We start from the raw sequence: 421 nt of genomic DNA, 5'->3' as shown, positions 1-421 counted from the left end.
ACCTCGATCAGGTCGTCGCGGATCGGGCCGAGGCGGCCGAGATCGAATTCGCTCTCCGCGTAGAGACGGCCGGCGATCCGGGCCCGCTCGGGCGGCAGGAGTCGGTACGTGGCGATGACGTCGCCGCTCGCCACCTCCCGTACCAGCAGGTGGTCGCAGTACGAGTCGAAGGCGTCGCTGTCCAGGCCGGGTTCGGGGCCGTCGAGGCGGGCGCCGAGTTCACCGGCGAAGACCTGATGGCGCAGCCGCTGTGCGGCGCGCACGTCTTCCTGGCTGACGGCGAGGGAGACCCGGTAGAGCGGCGCGGCCGGACGGTCGGACGGGGCCGGGGCTTCGGACAGTGCCGGGGTGGCCTGCACCGCGGCGGACTGCTGCGGTACGGAGGGGGCGGAGGTGAGCGGTCCGGCGACGAGTGGTGGAG

At 73.4% G+C, this 421-nt stretch carries 1 protein-coding gene; it reads right to left on the bottom strand.

Annotated elements, in window-relative coordinates; translation table 11 throughout:
* Positions 1-359, bottom strand: a 359-nt coding sequence (locus tag AC1DUE_RS20450; RefSeq protein ID WP_477041234.1) for a GNAT family N-acetyltransferase, incomplete at its 3' end; no start/stop codon positions are given.
* Positions 360-421 lie beyond the last annotated feature (62 nt).

Source organism: Cellulomonas sp. P4_A2 (genome assembly GCF_056402515.1).
Note: the sequence above shows the minus strand (reverse complement) of the source record. Positions and strands in the feature narration are given on the sequence as shown.